The organism is Bacillus nakamurai, from assembly GCF_001584325.1.
Lineage (GTDB): Bacteria > Bacillota > Bacilli > Bacillales > Bacillaceae > Bacillus > Bacillus nakamurai.
The window spans coordinates 419,481-442,712 of record NZ_LSAZ01000041.1 but is presented as its reverse complement, the minus strand read 5'-3'; the positions used below and the strand labels follow the sequence as shown (position 1 = coordinate 442,712).

The following is a 23,232-nucleotide window of genomic DNA, read 5'->3' as shown; positions in this document are numbered from 1 at the left end:
TTCCTGCTTCGTATACAATATGGTTAAAGTAAGGAGGCGGTAGAACTATGCTGGCAGGCTGGTTTATGTGGTTTATTTTATTTTGGGTCATCGTGATGATCGGTTTATTGTCAATCGGCGGGTTTTTTATGTTTCGGAAATTTTTAAAACGCTTACCGAAAGAAGACGGCCGGTCAGAACTGGATTGGCAGGACTATTACATTGAAAAAAGCAGACACTTATGGAGCCCGCACGACAAAGCATTTTTGGATGAATTGGTCGCTCCCGTACCGGAGCTGTTCAGAGACGTCGCAAAAGCGAAAATCGCCGGAAAGATCGGTGAACTTTCTCTACAAGAAGAAGCCGAACAAATGAACCAGGATTTAATTATCAGAGGATATATACTGGCAACCCCTAAACGGGATCATCAATTTCTGAAAAAGCATCTTCGTGAAAAACAGATTGATCTCACGCCTTATCGCACTTTGCTTAAATAAAAAACCTTTCCGGCAGACGGAAAGGTTTTAATTCATCTGAATATCAGCAGTCTTCAGCTCATTAGAAAGCTTGCGGTAAGAAACAAACATGGCGATCCGCCAAGGCACGATCATCCCGAAGGCTAAAATCCAAAACATCCCGCTTAAAGCTCCGTAATCAATCGTCGTGCTTAAAATGGATTTCATCGCAATTCTGATGACCAATAACCCGATGAGGATAAAGACAAACGCCTTTGACCGCTTTAAGTAGATCTCATTATTTTTAATTTCAAATTTAGAAGTTTTTATTAGAAAAATAGAGAAAATGACGCCTAACGTTATGGCCTCCAAAAATTCTTCTCCAGTCACTCTGAAGAATGGAATAAAAAACATAAGCGCTCCCGTGCTCATAAAGATCGGCGGGAGAATAATTTTTTTCGGTGAAGCGGGCTTGTCGGAGGATTTAATCCTGACAATCATCACGGCAATTGCCATGGCCGCTGCAATAACAGATGAAATTATAATCATCATATTTATCATTCCTTTGCTTGCACGGAGTTTGATACTATATACTATACTCCAAAAACATAAAAAAAACCAATTTGAAAAGAAAACACGTTTACGTTCCCATTACACGGGCCACGGCCTCCAGGACTTTCGATTCTTCAAACGGTTTAACAATAAAGTCTTTCGCGCCTAATTCAATCGCCTCCAGAACGATCCGCTGCTGGCGCATGGCGGTGCACATGATGACATTCGCTTTCGGATCAAAAGATAAAATGTCTTGAAGCGCCTTGATGCCGTTTTTCACCGGCATGGTAATGTCCATTGTCACCAGGTCGGGCCGGAGCTTTTGATACAGAGCCGACGCTTCCTCGCCGTCCGCTGCTTCTCCGGCCACTATGTAATTCGCCGATTCCAGGATTTCTCTGATTTTCACCCTCATGAACTTGGCGTCATCTACAACTAAAACTCGTGTCATATTCCCCTCCAAATATTCATCATTCACTAGTCTTATTGTACCAAAAACGAAAGGGTATATAATAGCTCAAAAGTTATTTATTCCTTAGAGTCCTGTGAATCCTCCAAAAAGATTTGACAGAATGATCAGGATAAAGCTCATCCAATTAAAAAACAGCATAACCCCGATTACTATCATGAGAATACCGCCTGCTCTCATCATAAGAAGCTGATGTTTGCGAATCCAATTCATCCTTGTAATAAAAAAAGAGAGAATAAGAAATGGAATGGCAAACCCGAGTACATATAAAATCATGTACGGCACTGCAGAAGAAGGATTCGTACCAGCCAAAGAAAACACAGCTCCTAAAATAGGCCCGCTGCAAGGCGACCAGCCGGCGGCAAAAGCGAGCCCGATCAGGACGGAACCGACAAATCCCCCCGGCCGGTGCTTAAAATGAATCCGCCGCTCTTTCATCATCATCTTCGGCTGAAACACACCGGCTGTAATCAGGCCGAACAATATCAGCAAAATGGCGCCGAGCTGCCTGATCGCTTCATGATAATGCGTAAACAGACTGCCGATAAACGAGGTTCCGTAGCCCAATGCGATAAAAACCACTGAGAAACCAAGCAAAAAACAAAGCGTATGGAACAGCCCTCGCTTTTGTAAAAGCACCTTTTCTGTTTTGACCTCATCCATACTGACACCTGTTATATATGACAAAAAAGCGGGATACAGAGGCAGGCAGCATGGAGAAATGAAAGACAGGAAACCGGCCCCAAATGTCAGAAAGTAATTAAAACTCAACGTGACACACTCCTTTCAGCTTATGACAAAATCATTTCATTTTTTTAACACTTTTCCGCGAAGGATTACTTTTTATAGAAAAAGCTTATATAATTTAATTTGACATCGAGATATTATACTCCTTCTTATTTGAAAGACAGTATAAATATGGATATAATAATAGCAATCAATGAAAGATTTATGTATGAAAGGATATATCCCTGTGATTAGAGAGCATCTATTAAATGAAATTGAAAAGAAACGGGCGGAGCTGCTTCAAATCGTCATGACGAACGGAATGACATCTCACATTACGATAGAACTCAGCCAGGAGCTTGACCACCTTCTCATACAATATCAAAAGGAACTGCACACCGGCAGTATGGGGTGAAAAATATGCCAAAATAAAAAACCCGGCGAGGGTTTTTTATTTTATAACCATGTTTCTCTATATCATAATCTTTACGTATTATTTCGTTTGATTATTCATGGCTTTCATCATTTGGTTAATTTTCTTTTGAGAAGGTTTCATTCCCATTTGCATCATCATCATGCGTAACATTTGTTCATTAATAGGCGGATTCTTTTTCAAATAGCTCATCATATATTTACGAGCAATAAAAAACCCGAGTGCAACACCTATGAGCAATGCCACAACGCCCACTAGGATGCCAACCCATAAAGTCATTTTATTTCCTCCTTCATGTTGTCTAGTTTAAAGTGTACTAAACCAAAGGCTATTATACAACATTTACATCTCTTTTTCCTCGGTTTTAGACAAAATTTCTTTCCTTGACCGGATTTAACCACCCGTACCGCCGCGTTTTAAAATCCATAGCAAGAAAGCACGGACTGATTTTGCGGAGAATCTCAAAGAAAATCGTTTCCGCCTCATAATCTCCGGATGCTGCAATCTCAATCAAGTTTTCTTTCATCATAAAAGAGGCATGGCCCTTTGCTTTCGGCAGAGTCAGGCGGTAAATCGAATCCAAACGGCTGTAACTCACACGGCTTAAATGCAGCTGCAGGCGCTGATGCATATGTAAAACCGGGATCGGTTCTGTTATATATTGAATCTGCTTTTCAAGCAGCTGATTTTGCTGGGGTGTTAGATTTGTCCAATGATAGTCTTGAAACAGCTCAAACATAGCGGTTTCCCGCCCAAAGTAGTGGTTCGCAAACTCTTCCTTGATCAGGTACGTATAGTAATGACGTTCCATTTCCTCATCCCCTTTTACAGCACTTCATTTATTGCTCTCTATTATACAAAAGAAGAAAAGAAAGAATTGTCTATTACTGTTATGGCGCCCCTTCTATTTTTGTCGTATATACATGAAAAAGAGGATGATTTGACTCATCCTCTTTTGTCATGCTTATTTGTTTACTAGTTTCTTCACGCGGTCAGCCACGTTTTCTGCTGTAAAGCCATATTCCTTCATAATTGTTTCTCCCGGAGCAGAAGCGCCAAAGCGGTCAATTGCGAGAACGTCTCCATCAAGGCCGGTAAATTTGCCCCATCCGAATGAAGATCCCATTTCAATCGCAAGACGTTTTGTCACATTCGGCGGAAGCACGCTGTTTTTGTACTCTGCTGATTGTTTTTCAAAACGATCCCAGCTCGGCATGCTGACAACTGATACTTGAATGTTATCTTCAGCAAGCTTCGCCTGTGCTTCAATCGCAAGCCCGACTTCAGATCCTGTAGCTAAAAGAAGAGCATCCGGTGAATCCGTTTGAGCTTTAGAAACGACATATGCTCCTTTTTCTACTCCTGCTGACGCTTCATCAGCCGACTGATCGATGGTAGGCAGATTTTGACGTGTCAGCACAAGCGCCGTCGGATGGTCTTTGCTTTGAACTGCGAGCTTCCAGGCAGCTGCTGTCTCATTTCCATCTGCAGGTCTGATAACGGAAAGATTCGGAAGTGCGCGTAAAGAAGCAAGCTGCTCAATTGGTTCGTGAGTCGGACCGTCCTCACCTACGGCAATGCTGTCATGTGTGAAAACGTATGTCACAGGGAGCCCCATTAAAGAAGCAAGACGAATGGCCGGTCTTAAATAATCAGAGAATACAAAGAATGTACCGCCGAAGACGCGAAGGCCGCCGTGAAGCGCCATTCCGTTTAAGGCAGCTCCCATGGCAAATTCACGAACACCGAACCAGAAGTTTTTGCCGGAGTAGTCTTTTGCCGTACAGTCCCCCGCATTTTTTATTGTCGTTTTATTTGAGCCTGCAAGATCCGCAGATCCCCCGACAAAGAAAGGAACTTTTTTAGCGATGCCGTTCAGCACCTCACCTGAAGATGCCCGTGAAGCAAGGCTGCTTCCTTTTTCATAAACCGGAACTTCTTGATCCCAGTCTTTCGGAAGCTCGCCTTTGATGCCGAGTGACAATTCTTCAGCAAGCTCAGGATATTTTTCTTTATAAGCGGCGAACAGCTCATTCCATTCCTGTTCTTTTTTCTCTCCAGCTTCTTTAACAGCTTTACGGAAATGCTCATACACTTCTTCAGGCACATGGAAATCCTCTTCAAATGTCCAAGCATATGCTTCTTTCGTAAGCTTGCTCTCCTCTTTTCCTAACGGAGCGCCGTGAACGCCAGATGTGCCCGCGCGGTTTGGAGAACCGAAGCCGATTGTTGTTTTCACTTCGATTAATGTCGGTTTTTTATCATTTTGGCGCGCTTTTTCAATCGCCGCCGTCAATTCGTTAATATTGTTTCCGTCCTCTACATAAAGGACTTCCCAATTCATTGCTTCAAAACGCTGTTTGACATTTTCAGAGAAAGAGCGGTCTAAATCGCCGTCTAAAGAAATGTCATTAGAATCGTATAGTACGATAAGCCGGCCTAATTGAAGATGGCCTGCAAGTGAAGCAGCTTCAGAAGAGATACCTTCCATCAGGTCGCCGTCACCGCAAATGCTGTATGTATAATGATCAACCACGTTGAATGAATCACGGTTATATGTTTCAGCCAAATGGCGTTCAGCCAGTGCCATTCCGACTGCCATAGCGATACCCTGACCAAGAGGCCCAGTCGTTGCGTCCACACCTGCTGTATGCCCGAACTCCGGATGTCCAGGTGTTTTGCTTCCCCATTGGCGGAATTGTTTGAGGTCGTCAATGCTGAGATCATATCCGCTCAAGTGCAGCATGCTGTATAAAAGCATTGAACCGTGCCCTGCAGATAATACAAAGCGGTCGCGGTTAAACCAGCTCGGATTCTGCGGATTCACATTCATAAAATTCGTCCATAACGTGTATGCCATCGGCGCAGCCCCCATCGGCATGCCCGGATGTCCTGAATTTGCTTTTTCAATAGCGTCTATAGATAATGTACGTATGGTGGCAACTGATTTCTTTTCAATTGTATCCATCATAATCCCCTTCCTTATTGTTGTACCCTTTCATCATAAAGCGATGCCGACTTTTTCTCAACTCTTTCAGCTTAAATTTGAGATAAACTTGTTGAAATTTGTCGTAAAGCAAGGCCTGGTATTAGTATATACGAAAAAAGAATACGATATTGCCGTATTCTTTCTTTTTTAATGAAGTTTGTTATTTTTTTGTTCTCTTTTTAATTTTTCTGGAGTTACGTCATTTCCTTCCGGATCAATGATTTTTACGCTTTTTAATGTATTTTTCATTGAAGAGCGGAAGCCTTTCAGATACTCCTGGCGAAGCTTTTGCTGTTCCGCTTTTTCCTCATCTGTTATCGTGTTTGCTTTTGCTTTGTGAGCCAGTTCGTTAATTCTCGCAATTTTTTCTTTAGAAATCATAATAAACTCCTTTGGTGCGTGTTGATTATATACTACTAAATCACGGTGTGTTTTACAACCGATGCACGTCAGCTGTCCTCTTTGTCCTGCTTATATTCCTGAAAGCGCCGGTGGACCGTTGCTTTTGACACATCATAGCCGAAACCTCTTAAGGTGGCTGCTATCTCTGCAAAGGTGAGCTTGTTGGCTCTGAGCCGGACAATTTCTGAAACAGGAACCTCTATCTTTTCTTTCCCGCTGTTTTCATGTCTGTTTTTTAAGTTGCGCTCAGGTTTATAGCCGTTTTTGACCGCTCTTTTCATTCCACGCCTGATTTTCATATTGTGAATCTTTCTTTGATATTCCTCAACAATACTGACAATTTCAAGCACCATCGTATCAGCTTCTGAAAGTTCAAGCTCTCCTTTGTGAGCTGTCGTATAAATTTTTACGTTTTCTCTATAAATACAGTGCAAAAGTGCGATTTTGGCATTTCCTCTCCCGAGCCTCGTTTCGTCTTGCACCAATATCGCATCAATGTTTGATTTTTTAATTTCGTCAAGCATTTCAAATACTCCGTCACGGTCCATTTCATAACCGCTGGCTTTTTCAGAAATGACCTTTACGACTTCCATGCCGTTTGCTGCTGCGATCTCACTAAGCTCCTCTTCTTGTCTTTTTAAAGACGTTTGCTGCTGTTCTTTGTTTGTGCTTACACGGGCATAAATGAGCGCCTTCATTTCTCTCTTTCCTCTCTATTTGACAATTGCCAGCTGATACGCGGCCGGATGCTCTTTCTTCAAAGGAAGAATCAGCTCGTCTCCCGGTTTTATATCAGCGGTTTGGAGATGATTATTCTCCGTCACCCATTCAATGAAATCCTCTTTATTAATCTTTTTCTTCTCAGCCACATGATCAGCAAGTGACCACAGTGTATCGCCGTCCTGAACTTTTATTTTAACATACTGGCCAAGCCCTTGATCATTGCCTGCACAAGAGACAAGTAAAATAGCAGCGCCTAAAATCGCAGTGAACAGACCGACAAATATGATAGATTCTTTAGCCATCAAAACAACCTCCAATAAGAATGTTTGTTCGCTTTTCATATCATTCAGTATATACGAACAAACGTTTCTGTCAATCGTTTTTTTCGAACCTATGTTTGTACTGTCAGGAAAATCATGCTATAATCTACTTAAAATCGACGTTTTGAGGTGCGAAAAATGACGAAGCTATCAAAAAGGCAACTTGATATCCTGCGATTTATTAAAGAAGAAGTTAAAACTAAAGGGTATCCGCCTTCTGTAAGAGAGATTGGAGAAGCTGTAGGACTGGCCTCCAGTTCAACCGTCCACGGACATTTGGCACGGTTAGAGACAAAAGGCCTGATCAGACGGGATCCTACCAAACCGAGAGCGATAGAGGTATTAGATGAAGAAGAAGTTCAAATTCCGAAAAGCCAGGTCGTAAACGTTCCCGTTATCGGAAAAGTAACGGCTGGAATACCGATTACGGCCGTTGAAAATATCGACGAATATTTCCCTCTTCCGGATCGTATGGTTCCCCCGGGCGAACATGTGTTTATGTTAGAAATTATGGGTGAAAGTATGATTGACGCCGGCATTTTTGACAAAGACTACGTCATTGTCAAACAGCAAAATACGGCGAATAACGGTGAAATCGTTGTGGCTATGACGGAGGATGATGAAGCGACGGTCAAGCGCTTCTATAAAGAAGAGAATTACGTGCGTCTGCAGCCGGAAAATCCGACGATGGAACCGATTATCCTGCAGAATGTAAGTATTCTCGGAAAAGTCATCGGCGTATTCAGAACCGTTCATTGATTCTACTAAACTTACATTTATTAAAAGCCCCTTTCAGAAAGGGGCTTTTTTATTGTCAAAAAAAAGCAGGTTCGCCCTGGCTTGGAAACGAACCTGCTAAGGAGGAAAAACTTACATCATGCTTACATCCTTATTATCCAACATTATGGTTTTGAAATCAACTAATAATGTTTCTTTAAGGAAACTTTTTTACCAAAGTGCAGACTTTATGGATTTGGTCGGGGTCATTCATCATTATTTGTACAGTTTTTATTGAGCGGCAGATTATTTACAACATTGAAAATTTAGTACATAGTACAATAAGTATTTAATCCGGCGCAAACATTGTATACATAAAAAATCCCGCTTTCACAGCGGGTTTCGTCCTCTTTTTAATCAAAATGATAATACCCCACACCGTAAAACCCCTTTACATGAGCAGGTTCACAAAGGTTTGAAGCGCTTTCGATTAATATTCTGTATTGATGGTATGGATCAATCGATTTTTTATCCTGAGCACTGAGGTTTAACCAGCTGCCGCTGAAGTTTTTAGAACTTAATGTATAAAAATTTCCGTTCAATGCCATTCTCTGAAGCTTCATATTTAACCCGCATGATGAATTATTCATAATGGTGAACTTGTATCCTAAAAAATAATCGTCAGCTGTTACAGCTCCGGGGTCATCTATATAAAACTCTTTAGCATCTCCATCCAATGTAAAACTCGTTTTCAATCCGAAGTCAGTTGTAGCAGCTTTAACAGACTGTATTCCGCAAAAACATAATAAAAAAACAACAATACTTATCCATATTTTTTTCAATGTCTATCCCCCTTTTTTACATATTTTAACTTGTGTGTTTTATAATGTCTATTCACATTTCACAAAAAATACTTTACAAATCCATAAAATACCAGTTTAAACCATGCAGTTTTGCTTACAATACGTTTTAACAATGCTAAACGAAAGGAATGAAGGTTTTGAATCGGCTGCATGAGACGTTAGAGCTTCACGAATTGCTTGTTTTTAAAAATCTTTGCTTAACAAAATCGGCCACGATGACCGGGCTGGTTCAGGATGATGCTTTAAAAGGAATTTTAGAACAGGATGCTGCGAACACCAGAACACAGATTGATCAGCTGAAGCATTTATTGGCCGGAAGAGGTGAGGCGCTTGAATGAATTTTTTCAGAAACTTGCCGGTATGGGCAGCATGACTGAACAAGTGCTTGCGACCGATTTTTTAATTACGGCAAAGGCTGCCGTCAGAAACATTGCCGCTGCCATTACTGAATCTGCTGCTCCTGAAGTGCGGGAAACACTCCAGCAGTTTTTACATGATGCCATTGATACACATGAGCAGATTTACAATTATATGGATGAAAAAGGTTTTTATCAGTCACACGATATAACAAGGCAAATCGGTCTTGATATGCAGGCGGCAGAAACCGCAAAAGACTTGCCGCAAATGTAATCAAATCGGCTGTGTACAGCCGAAACCTCATAACGAAGGTGGTTCAAATGAAACACTTGATTGCTTTCGCCTCTAAAACGACATTCACTCTTGCGTTACTGTATGTTATTTTGGACCGTATGTACCAAGTATCCTTTTTAAACGTTCTGTTTATTACATTGCTCTTAAGTTTGATTACCTATTTTTCCGGTGATTGCATGATTCTTCCGAGAACAAACAATTTCACAGCAGTTATCGCTGATTTCGGCATTTCATTTATTATATTGTGGATTTTTCTCATGACCGTAAGTAGCTACGGCGTGTCTCCGGCCGCGGCATCAGTTATTTCAGCGCTTTGCATTTCTGTCTTTGAAGCTTTTTTTCACCGGTATTTAAGTACTTATGTGCTGCCGGAAGATTACCAGGACACAAAAGAGACAGAACGCCCGTTATTACGCTATCAAACGGAGGCGTCTGAAGAAATAATGCCGGAAGATGATCATCAAGAAAAAACATAAAAAAAGGAGGCACCGCCTCCTTCTCCCTTTTATTTTTTCTCTTGATCATCTAACGGCAGCTGCAGCAATGAGTCTGTGCCTGTCGCTTTTGGGGTTTTTCCGTCCCATTTTTCAATCCATTTATATTTGATCATTTCATCAGACATTGATTTCTTTATAATTTCGTTATAATCAGCGATTCCTTCCGCCTCAATTTTTTTCTTTTTCGCCTCTGCTTCCGCTATTTTAATTTCAGTTTGGGTGCGTTCAAGCTCCTGAGATGATTTTACTCTGGCATCAATTGCTTCCTGCGTCGCTTTATCCGGCTTCGGTACACCGAGTGTTAAGTCATCAATCAAAAATCCGAGGCCCTTCATATCATCTGCAAAGGTTTTTTGAACGTCCGCAGCAGCTTCTGCGGATTTTTGCCCGTATGTATCAATGACGGAGTATTTGCTGATTGATTTTCTTGCCGCATCCCACAGTCTTGTTTTTAAATATGTATTTTCTATCGTTTCAACGTCAACCGCGCCGAATTTGTTAAACAGATCAACAACTTTATCCGGCTGCACGACATAGTTATAAGCAATGTCCATTTCAATATTTTTTCCGTCAGAGGTTGCTACTTTTATATTTTCATTATTTACCGTTTGCATACGCACCGGATATTCCGTTACTTTATTAAATAAACCGACTAAGTGCCAGCCTTGGTCCAAAGTATCTGATTTTACTCCTCCATTCGGTGAGTAGACGACTCCGACATAGCCGTTTGGTATTTTTTCAATGAATAATGACGCTGTGACACCTGCAATCAGAAGCGCTGCGCCTACAATAACACCGCCGATTATTTTTTTTGTGTTTTTCCGCTTATTTTCGCTCATGCTGATCTTCCTCCCACGACTTTTTAAATTTTTTTGCTCCGCTTCCCACCTGCTTAAATATAGGACTCAGCATCAGCCATAAGCCGAATCCGATAATGACAAGAAGAATAATAGAACCGATAATGACCTTCATTCGCACACCTCTTTTCCGTCATCTTGTTCTCACTTATGTATACGATCTTAAGAACTTAAAGTTTCATGATTTTCAAAAGAAAAAGCCCCATCAGCAAATGTGAAGAGCTTATTTGTAATTGTTATTAATAAAATCAGATATTGTTTCCGTAAATTGATAAAATGTTGCGTTTTGGGTAGACATCCTGCTTTTTAAAGTAAATGTCCCAAATAAAGATTTTCTGAAGCCCGTACTCATTTCTATTTGAATACTGAGTCCCGATACGGATTGATTCGCCAGATTATTCGGACTGACTCCTGCGTATTTATCAGTCGGACTCAGGAAAACCGCCGGGAATCCGTGCAGCTTCAGTACATCCGCCAGTTGTTCGGCCCGCTTTCTGTCTGTACCGCCGATTTCTATTTTTTTATCATCGCTCCCAAAACCATGTAATGAAATAACACTTGTATGCTCCTTCACCATCTGAATAGCCTCAGGTTCGTCAAAATGGGAGCTGGTCAAATGGAGACTTGCATTTCCGGCAGACTTTAACCCTTCAAACAAATACATGCTGCGGTTTTTCGCGATTTCTCTGGCTAATTCACTGGTGCCGGGTTCTATCCCCCCGCCGTGAATAACCAATATTAAAATAGAGTGATCATGTTCTCTTGTAGAAATTGAAAAAGCAGATGGCTCCTCATTTTGTTTTAATTCCGCGAAGCTGCCGTAAGTATCTGCGTGGGCATCAGCTCTTAAAAACGGCAAGAGGAAAAACGTTAAAATTAAAACTAAAATCCCTTTTTTGGTTATTGATGGCATTTGTATGTTTATGTTACAATACAAATGCTTCAGCCTTTGAAGCGAACGGCAGAACAGGGTTACTTTGGTCGGTTTCTTCTGCTCTGCCTCTTTGTCAGACCCTTCATTTATTGTTCTTCGGACCCTTTTTTCCATAACAACACCCTTTCTTTTGTTTACACTTTTGTCACAATATTATATACGTTGGACAAGAGCTCCGTTCATCTTGAAGAATAAAAAACATCTCATCGCCCGCACAATCAGAAGTGTCATGTTTCTAGACCCAAAAGAGAACGCAAAAAAGCCTTTCTGATTTAGAAAAGGCTGCAGTTCATTCATGAAAACGAAACCTCTCCCCCATTTGTTTCGTATGAAAACAAAAGGAGGATTTTAATATGAAAGAATATGAATTCGTAAAAGTTGAACTAAGCTCGATGAGAAGAAGACCGAAAGAAAATTATCAGGAAATCATTCACCAATATGCAAAGCAAGGCTGGCGTCTTGTTCAAATATTTGCTCCAAGTATAGACGGTTACGGGGCCGCGGCTTATTTTGAAATTATTTTTGAACGAGATGCGTGACGTTTTACGCTTCTCATAAAGTCTGTAAAGGGAATGGCATAAACGCCAAGCGCTGTGTGGTTTAACCTTGCGGCTGTTTCCTCAGAAGGCTCCTGAAAACAAATGTACGTACCATTTGAAATCAATTGAACATAACGGCCCTTATATTCAAAAAACGCAATTTTGCTGGCTGCCTCATACTCTGCCAGCTCAGGATTTCCGACGGCCTCCATGGCATACTCCAGCATAAAGTGAAACAAAATCTCATATTGACAGCCGGCTGGCGATGCGCTTTTATTCGGATAAAGCGCTCCCGCCCGCTTAAGACGGGTAAAAATAACTGTTATGGCATCATAACCGGTCTCAGCAATAAAATCAGTCTGCTCAGCTTTCTTTTGATTTAAATTTGTCCCCCTTACCTCTTCCCTTCATTTTTTCTTCATTACCATAAGTGAAACGATGATGGAAAACCGCAACCTCTTTTTCAAATATGAACAATATCTATTTTTGTATTCAGCCCTGTTTGGATCAAAGCAAACGGGCATACACCGGTATCGTTATGATCCTTTCGGTATCAGCTTTTTCTTTTGGCGTTTTTTCATGTATCCCTTCTTTTATCCAGATGGCAAGAAAAAAAGACTGCTCTTAAGCAGTCTTTTCGCCCAATTGTTTACTTAGTCCCCGTAGAACCTAATCCGCCGCGGTCATCATTTCCCAGGTGTTCTACCTCAATCAGCTCCACTTGCGGCATCTTTTTCATCACTCTGAACTGGCAAATACGATCTCCTTTAGTGATTTCCGTGTCACGCAGTGCATAAGCCGGGAAAAACCAGAAATCATTATCTCCTTTATAAGACTCATCAATGACGCCCATTGAATTCGTTTGAATGACGCCGAAATGTTTATATGTACTTGAACGCGGCACAACATGGGCTTCATAGCCTTCGGGCAATTCCATTGCAACTCCCAGCGGGACAAGTTTGAATTCATCTTTTTTGATTGTTACATCTTCTGCGGCCCGCAGATCAATCCAATCACCCTGTTCAATTTTGCTGATTCTGATTTGTGTATCGTCTGCGTATTTAATTTTAATCTGTAATGTCATATTCGTTACTCCTTTTGATTCCTATTTCGATTATTTCAGTCGTACGATGATCATTTCCTTGAACAATCATACCATTTAAATTATACAGGATTTCAGCCTTTTGTGTGGATATGACTGGAGAAAGGTTTTGTGGGGGTGTTGAAATGGCGAACTGAAAGAAAGGGGAATGCTCCCCTTCTTCTGTTGTCAGGCTTTCGATTGCTGTTGAAAGTAATAAAAATTATACTTTTGATCAAACGCTTCTTCGCTTCCGCACAGATAAATAATAAATTCAATAAATGCAATAATCGAGGGAATCGAAGTCCAGCAAAACAACAGATAAAGTATCCCTTGTCCGACTCTTCCTAAATAAAACTTATGAATGCCGAATCCTCCTAGAAAAAATGCTAATAATGCAGCAACAATCCTGCTTTTCTTACTTACCATAACGTCCTCCTCTTTCTTTTTATCGCCACTGTCGGTACGACAGGTCTAATTATAATACAATTTCTCTATAGAGTGTGAAAATTATTGAATATTTTCCGGGTTTTTCTATACTATTTTACCATTCTTGAAGTCATTCATGTTAAAAGAGAAAAAAATGAATTTGAGAGATGACATTTCTCAAAATTCGATCTGGTTTTAAAAGGAATTTGAGTCGCAGATAAAGAATTTGAAGGGTAAGCGCAAAAGGCGGCAAGACTCTTTCCGATCCTGTCTGAGCCAGCGCTTATATCAAAAGAAAGAGGTGTCTTTAGAATGGTTCAATTTAAAAACTATCCTGATCCGTCTTTAAACGCCAAAATGCAGTCTCACCCAGAGCATTCTTCTGAATTTGAACATCTCAAGGCAAGGATGCAGAATTTTATTAAGCATTCTGTTACCGATCAAAATCTTGAGATCGCGGATGCACGGGTGACGGCGGAAGGAGTGGTCACCTCACTTTTAAAAGAACGGCTTGATAAAGAATACGATAAGCTGATGAGTAAAATCACCCGTGAAGTCAATGTTGAAGATTTCGGAGCTGTTCCTGACGGCAGGGACAATACCGAAGCTTTTCAGAAAGCCATCGGAAATGGGCGTGTCAAAGTGAACGTTCCCGCCGGTGAATTTTTGGTTCAGGGGATTAAACTTCCGTCCTGGACAACGATTTCCGGACAAGGCAAAGGCATTACTACTATTAAACTTCATGAAGATGCCCCCGCATATGAATGGGTCATCACAAATGATGATTATCAAAATGGAAACCGCAATATTTTTGTCCAGGGGATGTCATTAGATTGGAACCCGGATAGACAATGCGGTGTCAGAAACCCCGGAGGACAGTTTTCCAGCTGTTTAACGTTTGCCAAAGTTGAATATGGCTGGATTAAAGATGTCGAAGTCATTAACGCAGGTCTTCACGGCATTGATATTACTTCGCCGACATACGACCATTTGCCTGATACCGACTGGACAAAAGACGGCTGCCGTTATATATGGATTGATAACTGTGTGGCATACGGGGCAGGTGACGATGGCATTACCACCCATTACAGTGAATACATCTTTATTTCTAACTGCCACTCCGGAAACCCGCGCGGCACAGAGCACGCTGAAGGCAGTGCAAACTCTAACGGGATTGAAGTTGACGACGGTTCTAAACATGTATGGCTATTGAATAACTATACGAGCGGAAACATCCGCGGAGTAGAAGTCAAAGCTCACAGTCTATGGCCGGCCTCTCAAAACGTTCATATCATCGGCCATGTTTCCTATCGTGATGTTCGCGCATATGATATTCGGCATATCGGCCATCACCAAGCCTCAGACCCTGAAAGCACCACAGCTTACGATGTTACACTCACCGATTGCTCGGCGATTGAACCGGTCTTCAACTCTTTATACGAGAGCGTGACACCGAGAGCATTGGTGATTTCAGCATATAAAAACGTCAATATAAGCGGGTTCACAGCCATTGGCGATCCCGCATATGACTATGGCGGAAACCCTGTCGTAGCCCTGCAGTACCGCAGTCAAAATATTACGATTAACGGCATTAAAATTCGCGGATTTAAACAGGCGGGCGTCGATATTAATTTATCGGGCGGATCGAACAAGACCGATTATGTTAAAATTTCCAACTTTGATATTTATCAATCCTCCCCTAAAGGAATTTCGATCGGCGGCGGTCTTTATCATGTGAATATTATAAACGGAACGATGATCGGAGACGGAGGTTCTGTCGGAATCCAAACCCCTAACAGTCAGGCGGTCATTCTCGGAGTGCATGCAGAAGGCTACAGCGCTGCGGCATCTATTAAAGGCCAAACTTACGAGCAAATTCCGGTCAATTTAAAGGGAGGCGCCCAGCTTGCGACGAGCTCCGGATTTGCGTTCGACCCAACAAGCGCCGTAATCGCAGGTACCGGAGACATTATGGCGAAAGGAGAAAGAAATGCGATTATCAGCGCCTCAGGAGGTTCCAGTACGGAAGGTTCCAGAGCCTTAATCGCCGCTTCAAACAACGCACACATTACAGGCAGCAACGTATCCAGAACGATTCTGTCATCTGAAAGCATAACATTGGAAGAGCCGTATACAGTAGCCGGAGGCCATCAGTCCATCAAATGGAAACTCGACTCTGCCGGAGGAAACGGAACATTTGCCGGAGCAATCACCTCCTCCTTAACAGGCTACGGAGAGTATTTTGAGAGTTCAACCGGGCAGGTAATCCCTGCCGGAACGATCGTCACGGTAAGGGGCGAAAAAATCGAACCGGCTCACGTCGGAGACTATATGCTTGGAGTAATTTCAGAAACGGCGGCTTTTGTGTCAGGCGCATCCAGCTTTGTCTGGCAGGGCCGCTATTTAACAAACGAGTTTGGCGGCTTCATATATGAAAATGTGACTGATGAGGAAACCGGTGAAACGATACGCATGCCAAAACAAAATCCGGACTACGACCCGGCGCTTGAGGCCGATTATCATTCACGTGCTCTAAGAGACGAATGGCACGTCGTCGGGCTTGTCGGGCGGCATTATGTGCGGATCGACCAAACGGTCAGTCAAGGAGATTATATTACGGCCCATAATGGGATCGGGACAAAAGCAGCCGAAGGAGACTGGAAAGTGATGAAAATAACTGCCTTATACACTCCTGAAAAAGGATACGGCATTGCTCTTGCGGTTATCAGATAATGGTTAAATTTCAGGCTCATCATCCCTGCATCAGGGCTGATGCTGCCTGTTTTTTATACGTAATTCAATTGCAGCTTTCATATTTTTATAGAATTTCAAATTTGGAAATTGCTGTTTCAGGCGGAGAAGACTCTTTTAAGACCTGATACCAGGCACGTATTTTTTGCCCTTTTTTCAGCTTTTCTTTGCTGTCAATTTTACTCAGCCCCAGTAAAACAAATATCAGATCTGTACTGATCAATCATCTCTCGTTCTGTAAGGTGAGCATAGTCTTTACTATTCCCTTTTTTCCGTAACAAAATTGCCCGGTTATGGTCTTTAGTATCATCACCCTGACATCCTGAAACAATGCTGCATGCAATCAAAAGCACTAGAAAGTCTTTACGCAAATCCCTGCCCTCTCCCAAATGAATCTGCTAACGCAGGATATTCAATGATTCGCTATTAAGGTGAATGATGAAATTCCTTTTCATTCATCAGACAGCCCTTTTTTGTGTTTCCATTACATTGCTCCATGCTAAACACTCCTTCATTCATATAATATTATCGATCAGGAAGAAAAGGAGGGATAAGTATGGGCGAGTACAAAAAATATAAAGAAGTATATTTCTCTGGTAAAATAACGTTTTACAAGAAGGACTACGATGATAACAAAAAACATCATGAGAAAGATAAGATGTATACGACCCGTAACAAGCATGATGATAAGTACGATTATATTGTTGAATATAAGAGGAACTGTAATCGTAATAATTGTAAATAAGCTCCCTTTCATGACTCATCATGATGTTTTGACCCGGTTAATCGCCGGGTCTTTCTTTCATAAAACACAGTCTCAGTTCCCAATCGCAGCCCGGATGTTTTCTATCCGTATCCCCAAACTGTTCATTTAAACGCTAAGGCATTGCAGTAAGTATACATAGATAAACTGCTTGATACGTAAACCATTTTCGTAATACTACCGCTTTAAATCAAATTGGCTTTCATTATGGCCGTATATATCATTGTCCAGCTGCGCCTCAGTATGCCCCGCAAAAATAAACTTCCCTTATCAATTATTTCACTTCAGGAGCCGATTATTTCTTTGATCACCCTGATGGTTTTAATGGACAAGGCGGATATTATGCAGGCATGGCTTCTGGAACTTCAGTACCTAGTGTAAGCTTATATTGGGGACCTAATTTTAAAATCGCTTCTCTTCAGATAGCTTCTTCGTCTTATGTTACACTTTATCAATACGATTATTATAGAGGGTACTCTATTACATTGAGCAATTCCTCAAGTAATCCCTTGACAATCAATTTAACTAATTATTTCATGGGTAATGGCAGTTCATGGAGCGGACAAGTTTCATCGATTACTTCTGGAAATTACTAATACCTTTTAGATAAAATTAGACAAGTAAAAAAGGTTGCACTACAGAAGTAAACTCACTATCCCCTTTTATCTGAATCACCAAAATAAGCCCTATCCGGATTTTGGATAGGGCGTTTAGAATAGACGGCTCCCCTTTATTCTCAAGGGATTTCTCATTACAGCTTTTGGGTGTTCCTGTCTAATGATAGTACCCCTTTTAACCTTTCTTCTTTCGTATTTCTTTTTGTATCTTCTTTAATGCTTTTTTCGAACCCCGTTCTATATCATGATGCATTTTTCGGGTGCTATAATCTGTAAACAATGTTTCCAGATCGTATCCTTCCGGGTATAATTCCTTTGCCGATGTTTCCAGGGAAATACATTTAACATTTACTTCCATAAACTCCCCTCTATAAAACACAACAATATTATAGAAATGATCCATTTCTTTATAAACAAGTCCGAAGTCATCATGGTCCAATAATTTCACGCGGTCCCCTTTTTTATATTCATGTCTGTCTTGATTTTTTTCTTTCACTATTTTAGGTTTCCTTATTTTGTCCTCATTAACACGGTCTAAATGATATTCTTTGTTTTCCATATAATCTTTCGCTCGCTGCAGAACATTTTCATGGACATTCATTTTTCTGGAAATCCAAAGGGCGTTACTTTCCCCTGATTTTCCGATCATTAATGTATACATTGGTTCCAATGTTTCACTATTAAATCGCATTGCTGCGTTCATAAAATCATTGTGCATTTCTGAAAAACGTTTAATCTCGCCATAATGAGTTGTTGCTATTGTAATACATCCCATATGGTAAAATTCTTCTAAAATAGAAATTGCAAGTGCCGCTCCTTCATTCGGCTCTGTACCGCTTCCAATTTCATCAAATAGTAAAAGAGTATTATTATTTGACGCTCTCATAATATCTGAAAGGTTTTTCATGTGTGATGAAAATGTACTTAGCGCATTTTCCATACTTTGATTATCTCCAATGTCTGCAAAAATATTTTCAAATACCGCTATTTCCGTTTCCTTGTCTGCGGTAATATGAAAACCTGATAGTGTTGCTAATGTTAATAAGCCAATTGTTTTTAGAACAATCGTTTTCCCCCCGGCATTTGGGCCGGTGATAATCAAGCTGCGATAATCTTTTCCGATTTCAAAATGAAGCGGTACAGGTTCCCCAGTTAAAAGCGGATGTATACAATTAACCAATTTAATGTATCCGTAATCATTTAACTTTGGTTCTATCCCGCCAATATGTTTGCTGAATTTTGCCTTTGCAAACACCATATCATATTGACTAATAAGATCGATGTTTATCTTAATTTCATTCATGCTCTCTAAGATCATTCCTGATAAAGTCGCTAATATTTGATATTCTATCACCGCTTCTTCAGCTTTCAGACTTGCAAGTTCCCCGGTTAATTTTGCAACTGTATTTGGCTCTATAAACACTGTGGAACCTTTAGAAGAGACTTCAATTATTGTACCTGGCACTTGATTTTTGTAAGAAGCCTTAATCGGAATTGTATATCGATCATCTTTCTTACTAATAAAAAATTCTTGAATATATTTTTGATTGGTGCTGCTCTTTAAAAATTTGTTTAAGCGCTCATTAATTTTTTCTTCAACTGCTTCTATGCTGCTTCGTATCCGCTTTAATTCTTTGCTCGCGGCGGAATCTACACTGTTTCCCTTAATTGAAAAATTAATTTCTTCTTCCACACTTTTAAATTCCGTCATTGACTTTGCATAAGAAGCTAATACCGGTGCCAAAAACTCCTTACCCAACATGAATTTTTTAATTTTTCTACAGCCTCTTAAAAAATCCGATATACTTACAAGCTCACTCGGACCCAATATCAATCCTTTTTCAAGATTTCGTATTGTATTATCAATATTGGAGACCCCTAAAAACGGTACATGGCTTTCTGTATCTAAGATTACGCGTGCCTCTGTTGTTTCATTTAAACGGTTTTTAACTGCTTTTATATTTGTACTTGGCTTCAATTGATCCAGTAATTGTTTACCTAATCCGCTGACACAATAAGATTTAACGATTTGTTTCAACTCGTTATATTCCAATTTCTCATAAGTGGCATTATTCACTTTCTCTTCTCCTCACTATAGATTTATTCATCTCATAAATGAAGATACCTGCCGATCAGATTTCAACCATGGTTCCTTTTTTAGAATAGACGCAAAAAAGCTGCGGGGATACCGCAGCTTTTTTTACAAGGCATGAGCAAATATGCATAAAGAAATAAACTATAAAAACATAGCATCTCCTTATGATTACACGCTTTATAAAGTACTGTAGGTATCTTCATAGGTCACGAAATAAATCCATAACAAAATACAGGCATACATGCAAAGCAAGCCTCTATTGTTATCGTATTTATTTCAATAAATTTTTCCTATTTAGTACCTACCGCACTCACAAAAAGCACCTCTCATTCATTTATAGTTACTTTCATTGAAATCTAATTGGCACAAATTATGGTACCATATGGAAATTGAAATGTAAAGAGGCTCTTGTCCCTTCATTGAAAATACCGGGTGGAAGTAATCATCCTTTAACTAAACTCGCCTGCCGAACTGATCAGACAACATCTGTTTGTGGGTTGCCTAACATATCATAAGTTAGGCCGCGGACATTCTTTTGTTTGAAAGTGAAATTAATTTAACATGAAGTTTTGACGGTACAATCAAGCATTTCCTCTTCAGTTTTTGGATCAAAAGACAGAGTGATTAAATGAGCAGGGTTGTTTTTTGGTGTCTGAAAATGACCGCAAATCCCGCAAACATTGCACTATTGTATCGAAAAACCTTTAATTGCCTTACATAAATTGTTATCATTGTGCTACAGTCACAGTCGATTATTTTGAATTTTCTAGAAAGAGGGGTTATTTAATGAGCAAGATCGCTTCTGAGGTCGTAGCTACTGCTTTAAATGATTGGTATATAGCAATAAAAAAGCAAAGGGTTGAAGAATCAAAAGAGTATTACTCAAAAATAAAGAATTTGTTTGATGATATGGAAGAAGACCAAGAAGTCCTTGCGTATTATAGCTTACTCGAAGAAAGGCACAAAATGTTATTGCACTCATCAAGAGGCGAACCGCTGCACCGCCATACTTATTTTACAGAAGACAACCAAGAATTCATAAAGAAAACAAATGATAAGCTTGAGTACAATTTTTATTTATTTGAAGCTATGTATGAAGCTTATAATAAGAACTATGACCGAGCAATCAATCTGTATGGACTGGCAGAGAAAAAACTTGCGGATATCCCTGACGAAATTGAGGTTGCTGAGTTCTATTCAAAAATATCTTACCTCTACACTCTTATAAAGCAGAGCATTATTTCTCAACATTACATAAAAAATGCAATAGCTATCTATAAACTGAGACCTGATTATAAAAGCAAACTTGCTGTATCTACAATGATTGCAGCAACTAACTATGCTGACATGGGCAAATTTGAAGAAGCTGAAGATTATTATTTTGAAGCAATTGATCTTGCAAAAGAACTGAACGATGACTTCTTTGCAGCACAATTGCATCACAATTTAAGCATCCTATATTCAGACTGGGGAAAATCTAAAAAGTGTATCGGCTCACTTGAAAAAGCACTCAAAAATGAAGATTGGAGAAATTCTTCGTATTTCATTCATTCAATGTTCATGATCATAAAAGAACTTTTCAAAATTGGAGAAAATGAAAGTGCACTAAATTTTCACAATCAGGCAAAGGAAAGACTGGCTTATATGGAGAATAAAATATATGAAGCCAAAATAAGCATCCTTTTTAATCTTTATTGCGGCAATGCAAGGGATAACTTTAAAAAGTGTATGGACGAGCTAAGTTATCTTAAACAAGAAAATGATTTAGAGAGTGTTGATGAGTTATCTTATGTGGCTGCAAAACGGTTTGAGTCATTGGGTGCTTTTGAAGAAGCTGCTGCGTTCTTCAATCAAAAAATTTGGGCTGAACACAAAATGAAACAGGTGGAGGGAATTTTATGAAAAAATTTGTTCTTTGCGTGTCTATCTTAACAATCCTTGTGAGTGGAGCAGCGTTATTGCAACAAAGTTCAAATTCACCATCTAACATCCAGGTAGCTGAAAGGCCGGTCGGAGGCTGAACATTTTTAAAGCTGCATGCCCTTCTCCAATGAGATGGGCTTTTTTTATGTCCCCCCCTGTCAAACTGCCTCTATACAATGCTGTTCCTGCAGGAGTATAAGACGTAATATCGCATTGAATCCGTATTCGGTTTCTCAATTCCTCTCCATCCTCCCTCCTATTCCCCACATCTGATGAATATTCCAAAAAGCTAGTACAATTGAACACTTGAAAGTTGCGGCCGCTGTGAATATTGCTTAACAGGTCGTGAAACCCTGTGTCGTGATGTAAAAAATGCTGGTTATACAGTTGATGGCGCAATGGCTGAAGAAGCAATCGCTTTCACACGTATGTGTGAGTGTAGAGAACACTGATTTTAAACCTGTTTCATCTGAATGGATTAACTCTAAAAGATGGGAGGGAGTACGTAATCCTTATTGGAAAAAATAGTTCAATGTAAGCTTCAAAATCAACATGAAAAAACGCCATATGAAATTTCACATGGCGTCTCTCCGAACATGGAGGTAATACTACATGGCGTTTGATAAGGAGAGGTCTTAATAGCCACCGAAGAAAGATGTTCCAACGATGACTAATAAGATAAACAGCACCACAACGAATGCGAAGGAGCCGCCCATATACTCACCTCCCTTAAAAGAGGATAGTACATGATATGCTGAATGAGCAAATTCGAGAGGGATGCTAGTCTAGTTGATCTTAAAATGATTGTTTAGTCTATGTAAAGTGATAACCAAATTCAAAGAAAGATATAAATAAGGAGTGACAAATGCCAAAATCAAGGTTGAGCGTCTACTGAAGTTGGATCCAAACGAAACTGTTTATGTAGAGAGGGTTTACAAGAAAGGAGATGTAACCGACTTTAAATATTTGCAGGTTGAGAGCAGGAAGTTATATCACCATTCAAAGCTGCTTATGAAGAGTTAGAGGAAAATTATAATCAACGGAAATATTCATGATTTCCAAGCGCAGTATAAGACAATTTAAAACAAATAATAAGGAGTGCAAAAAGTTGGAAAAGTCTATTTCTCATACCAAATGTCCTCTATTTTCAAACATCAAAAAACTTTGGGCACAAAATGGGCACTGTTTGGGGTTTATAAATAATCCTCGCAATAATTGTGTAGCTATGCACATGTGACTGGTGCCACGTTCATCCAGATTGTTATAACGTGGAATTTTATAATAACTAAAGAGTTCGTCCAATCTATTTTGTTGATCTACACATAAAATATTCTGTGATTTACTCCAACAGGCGGTGACTCTACGGATACGATGAGTAGGGTAGTCGCAGTAGCTTTGCATTAATCGTTGTCTTGTTCATTCTATTTATTATTGGTGCGGTGATCTGAAGAGTTATGATGAATAGAG

Annotated in this window: 27 protein-coding genes and 3 pseudogenes; 12 read left to right on the top strand and 18 right to left on the bottom strand. The window is 40.1% G+C overall.

The features are described from left to right. The first annotated feature begins 47 nt into the window (after positions 1–47). Positions 48–476, top strand: coding sequence for a DUF2621 domain-containing protein (locus tag AXI59_RS17100; RefSeq protein WP_061521229.1), 429 nt, complete (start codon positions 48–50; stop codon positions 474–476). Between the two features lie 27 nt (positions 477–503). On the opposite strand, the gene AXI59_RS17095 is transcribed toward AXI59_RS17100, so the two are convergent. From AXI59_RS17095 to AXI59_RS17085, 3 genes are all read right to left on the bottom strand, one after another. Next, positions 504–995: a CcdC family protein gene (locus AXI59_RS17095; RefSeq protein ID WP_156476313.1), complete on the bottom strand. Its 492-nt coding sequence runs from the start codon at positions 993–995 to the stop codon at positions 504–506. A 79-nt stretch (positions 996–1,074) separates the two neighbouring features. Beyond that, on the bottom strand, positions 1,075–1,437 hold the full coding sequence (locus AXI59_RS17090) for a response regulator (RefSeq protein WP_061521231.1): 363 nt from the start codon (positions 1,435–1,437) through the stop codon (positions 1,075–1,077). An 84-nt stretch (positions 1,438–1,521) separates the two neighbouring features. Then, a complete protein-coding gene (locus AXI59_RS17085; RefSeq protein ID WP_061521232.1) occupies positions 1,522–2,226 on the bottom strand; it encodes a cytochrome c biogenesis protein CcdA in 705 nt (234 codons plus the stop codon). Positions 2,227–2,428: 202 nt separating this feature from the next. On the opposite strand from AXI59_RS17085, the gene AXI59_RS17080 reads away from it, so the two are divergent. Beyond that, positions 2,429–2,596, top strand: coding sequence for an aspartyl-phosphate phosphatase Spo0E family protein (locus tag AXI59_RS17080; RefSeq protein ID WP_156476312.1), 168 nt, complete (start codon positions 2,429–2,431; stop codon positions 2,594–2,596). A gap of 78 nt (positions 2,597–2,674) precedes the next feature. Here AXI59_RS17080 and AXI59_RS17075 read toward each other — a convergent pair whose 3' ends face one another. From AXI59_RS17075 to yneA, 6 genes are all read right to left on the bottom strand, one after another. Continuing rightward, positions 2,675–2,893, bottom strand: coding sequence for a YneF family protein (locus AXI59_RS17075; protein WP_003221221.1), 219 nt, complete (start codon positions 2,891–2,893; stop codon positions 2,675–2,677). Between the two features lie 85 nt (positions 2,894–2,978). Further along, entirely contained in the window at positions 2,979–3,425 is a 447-nt protein-coding gene (sirA, locus tag AXI59_RS17070; protein WP_061521234.1) for a sporulation inhibitor of replication protein SirA, read from the bottom strand. A gap of 153 nt (positions 3,426–3,578) precedes the next feature. Beyond that, positions 3,579–5,582 carry a transketolase gene (gene tkt / locus AXI59_RS17065; RefSeq protein WP_061528865.1) on the bottom strand — a complete coding sequence of 668 codons (2,004 nt, stop codon included), beginning with the start codon at positions 5,580–5,582 and terminating at the stop codon, positions 3,579–3,581. A gap of 168 nt (positions 5,583–5,750) precedes the next feature. Continuing rightward, positions 5,751–5,984 (bottom strand): DUF896 domain-containing protein, encoded by a 234-nt coding sequence (locus AXI59_RS17060; RefSeq protein ID WP_061528806.1) that lies wholly within the window; start codon positions 5,982–5,984, stop codon positions 5,751–5,753. A 68-nt stretch (positions 5,985–6,052) separates the two neighbouring features. Further along, positions 6,053–6,703, bottom strand: a complete 651-nt coding sequence (locus tag AXI59_RS17055) for a YneB family resolvase-like protein (protein ID WP_061528805.1) — start codon at positions 6,701–6,703, stop codon at positions 6,053–6,055. Positions 6,704–6,718: 15 nt separating this feature from the next. Further along, positions 6,719–7,030, bottom strand: coding sequence for a cell division suppressor protein YneA (yneA, locus tag AXI59_RS17050; RefSeq protein WP_061521239.1), 312 nt, complete (start codon positions 7,028–7,030; stop codon positions 6,719–6,721). A gap of 156 nt (positions 7,031–7,186) precedes the next feature. Between yneA and lexA the strand changes: the two genes are divergently transcribed. Then, entirely contained in the window at positions 7,187–7,807 is a 621-nt protein-coding gene (lexA, locus tag AXI59_RS17045) for a transcriptional repressor LexA (protein WP_061521240.1), read from the top strand. Between the two features lie 371 nt (positions 7,808–8,178). On the opposite strand, the gene AXI59_RS17040 is transcribed toward lexA, so the two are convergent. Further along, entirely contained in the window at positions 8,179–8,607 is a 429-nt protein-coding gene (locus AXI59_RS17040; RefSeq protein WP_061528804.1) for a hypothetical protein, read from the bottom strand. A gap of 149 nt (positions 8,608–8,756) precedes the next feature. Here AXI59_RS17040 and AXI59_RS17035 point away from each other — a divergent pair, with 149 nt between their 5' ends. From AXI59_RS17035 to AXI59_RS17025, 3 genes are read left to right on the top strand one after another with little or no spacing between them, the layout of a single operon-like run. After that, the gene (locus AXI59_RS17035; protein ID WP_061521241.1) at positions 8,757–8,966 is read left to right on the top strand and encodes a hypothetical protein; all 210 of its coding nucleotides are present in this window, start codon (positions 8,757–8,759) and stop codon (positions 8,964–8,966) included. Then, on the top strand, positions 8,959–9,258 hold the full coding sequence (locus AXI59_RS17030; protein WP_061528803.1) for a spore coat protein: 300 nt from the start codon (positions 8,959–8,961) through the stop codon (positions 9,256–9,258). The genes AXI59_RS17035 and AXI59_RS17030 overlap by 8 nt, the downstream gene beginning before the upstream one ends. 47 nt (positions 9,259–9,305) lie before the next feature. Beyond that, a complete protein-coding gene (locus AXI59_RS17025) occupies positions 9,306–9,755 on the top strand; it encodes a YndM family protein (protein WP_061528802.1) in 450 nt (149 codons plus the stop codon). 29 nt (positions 9,756–9,784) lie between these two features. Here AXI59_RS17025 and AXI59_RS17020 read toward each other — a convergent pair whose 3' ends face one another. The 3 genes from AXI59_RS17020 to AXI59_RS17015 all read right to left on the bottom strand — a co-directional run bounded on the left by AXI59_RS17020 (position 9,785) and on the right by AXI59_RS17015 (position 11,681). Further along, entirely contained in the window at positions 9,785–10,615 is an 831-nt protein-coding gene (locus AXI59_RS17020) for a prohibitin family protein (RefSeq protein WP_061520805.1), read from the bottom strand. After that, the gene (locus AXI59_RS20090; RefSeq protein WP_167348388.1) at positions 10,602–10,748 is read right to left on the bottom strand and encodes a hypothetical protein; all 147 of its coding nucleotides are present in this window, start codon (positions 10,746–10,748) and stop codon (positions 10,602–10,604) included. Before AXI59_RS20090 ends, AXI59_RS17020 begins: the two co-directional genes overlap by 14 nt. Before the next feature lie 108 nt (positions 10,749–10,856). Continuing rightward, positions 10,857–11,681, bottom strand: a complete 825-nt coding sequence (locus tag AXI59_RS17015; RefSeq protein ID WP_061528801.1) for a poly-gamma-glutamate hydrolase family protein — start codon at positions 11,679–11,681, stop codon at positions 10,857–10,859. A gap of 239 nt (positions 11,682–11,920) precedes the next feature. Here AXI59_RS17015 and AXI59_RS17010 point away from each other — a divergent pair, with 239 nt between their 5' ends. Further along, positions 11,921–12,106 (top strand): DUF4177 domain-containing protein, encoded by a 186-nt coding sequence (locus tag AXI59_RS17010; protein ID WP_061528800.1) that lies wholly within the window; start codon positions 11,921–11,923, stop codon positions 12,104–12,106. Positions 12,107–12,755: 649 nt separating this feature from the next. On the opposite strand, the gene AXI59_RS16995 is transcribed toward AXI59_RS17010, so the two are convergent. Beyond that, positions 12,756–13,190: a dUTP diphosphatase gene (locus tag AXI59_RS16995; RefSeq protein WP_061520801.1), complete on the bottom strand. Its 435-nt coding sequence runs from the start codon at positions 13,188–13,190 to the stop codon at positions 12,756–12,758. A 186-nt stretch (positions 13,191–13,376) separates the two neighbouring features. Next, positions 13,377–13,616: a TM2 domain-containing protein gene (locus AXI59_RS16990; protein ID WP_061528797.1), complete on the bottom strand. Its 240-nt coding sequence runs from the start codon at positions 13,614–13,616 to the stop codon at positions 13,377–13,379. 312 nt (positions 13,617–13,928) lie between these two features. On the opposite strand from AXI59_RS16990, the gene AXI59_RS16985 reads away from it, so the two are divergent. Continuing rightward, positions 13,929–16,349, top strand: coding sequence for a peptidase G2 autoproteolytic cleavage domain-containing protein (locus AXI59_RS16985; protein ID WP_061528796.1), 2,421 nt, complete (start codon positions 13,929–13,931; stop codon positions 16,347–16,349). Positions 16,350–16,434: 85 nt separating this feature from the next. On the opposite strand, the gene AXI59_RS19860 is transcribed toward AXI59_RS16985, so the two are convergent. After that, positions 16,435–16,590, bottom strand: coding sequence for a DUF3221 domain-containing protein (locus AXI59_RS19860; RefSeq protein ID WP_240491530.1), 156 nt, complete (start codon positions 16,588–16,590; stop codon positions 16,435–16,437). A 1,332-nt stretch (positions 16,591–17,922) separates the two neighbouring features. Continuing rightward, positions 17,923–19,824 carry an endonuclease MutS2 gene (locus tag AXI59_RS16970; protein ID WP_061528795.1) on the bottom strand — a complete coding sequence of 634 codons (1,902 nt, stop codon included), beginning with the start codon at positions 19,822–19,824 and terminating at the stop codon, positions 17,923–17,925. An 804-nt stretch (positions 19,825–20,628) separates the two neighbouring features. On the opposite strand from AXI59_RS16970, the gene AXI59_RS16965 reads away from it, so the two are divergent. From AXI59_RS16965 to adhP, 3 genes and pseudogenes are all read left to right on the top strand, one after another. Next, positions 20,629–21,744 carry a Rap family tetratricopeptide repeat protein gene (locus AXI59_RS16965; RefSeq protein WP_061528794.1) on the top strand — a complete coding sequence of 372 codons (1,116 nt, stop codon included), beginning with the start codon at positions 20,629–20,631 and terminating at the stop codon, positions 21,742–21,744. Next, positions 21,741–21,863: a PhrK family phosphatase-inhibitory pheromone gene (locus tag AXI59_RS16960; RefSeq protein ID WP_061520796.1), complete on the top strand. Its 123-nt coding sequence runs from the start codon at positions 21,741–21,743 to the stop codon at positions 21,861–21,863. Before AXI59_RS16965 ends, AXI59_RS16960 begins: the two co-directional genes overlap by 4 nt. A 210-nt stretch (positions 21,864–22,073) precedes the next feature. Then, positions 22,074–22,181: pseudogene (adhP, locus tag AXI59_RS19555) on the top strand (alcohol dehydrogenase AdhP); the annotation flags it as partial. Between the two features lie 219 nt (positions 22,182–22,400). On the opposite strand, the pseudogene AXI59_RS19545 reads toward adhP, so the two are convergent. Beyond that, positions 22,401–22,493, bottom strand: a pseudogene (locus AXI59_RS19545) (YjcZ family sporulation protein); the annotation flags it as partial. Between the two features lie 651 nt (positions 22,494–23,144). On the opposite strand from AXI59_RS19545, the pseudogene AXI59_RS20930 reads away from it, so the two are divergent. After that, a pseudogene (locus AXI59_RS20930) lies at positions 23,145–23,213 on the top strand (YjcZ family sporulation protein); the annotation flags it as partial. Positions 23,214–23,232: the final 19 nt, after the last annotated feature.